Origin of the sequence: Halomonas sp. SIMBA_159, from assembly GCF_046536035.1 — a bacterium.
Classification (GTDB): Bacteria; Pseudomonadota; Gammaproteobacteria; order Pseudomonadales; family Halomonadaceae; genus Vreelandella; species Vreelandella venusta_A.
This window is the reverse complement of record NZ_JAWJBT010001541.1, coordinates 1-238: the sequence shown is the minus strand read 5'-3', so window position 1 is coordinate 238 and position 238 is coordinate 1. Positions and strand designations below refer to the sequence as shown.

General features: G+C 55.9%; 1 protein-coding gene. It reads right to left on the bottom strand.

What is annotated here, in order from left to right:
* Positions 1–238: aminotransferase class III-fold pyridoxal phosphate-dependent enzyme (locus R0J87_RS24400; protein WP_498889631.1), on the bottom strand; the 238-nt coding region annotated here is incomplete at both ends.

Below are 238 nucleotides of genomic sequence, written 5' to 3'. Positions count from 1 at the left end.
CAGGCGAAGAGTTTGCCTGTCCGGCCGAACCCGGTCGCAATCTCATCGACGATCAGCAGCACGCCATAGACATCGCACAATTCGCGCACACGACGAAGAAAAGCAGGGTGATAGATACGCATTCCCCCGGCGCCCTGAACGACAGGTTCCAGGATGACGGCGGCAATGTCCTTATGATGATCATCGAGTTTGGCAGCGAAGTCGGCAATGTCACTCTCATCCCACTCGTCATGAAAGC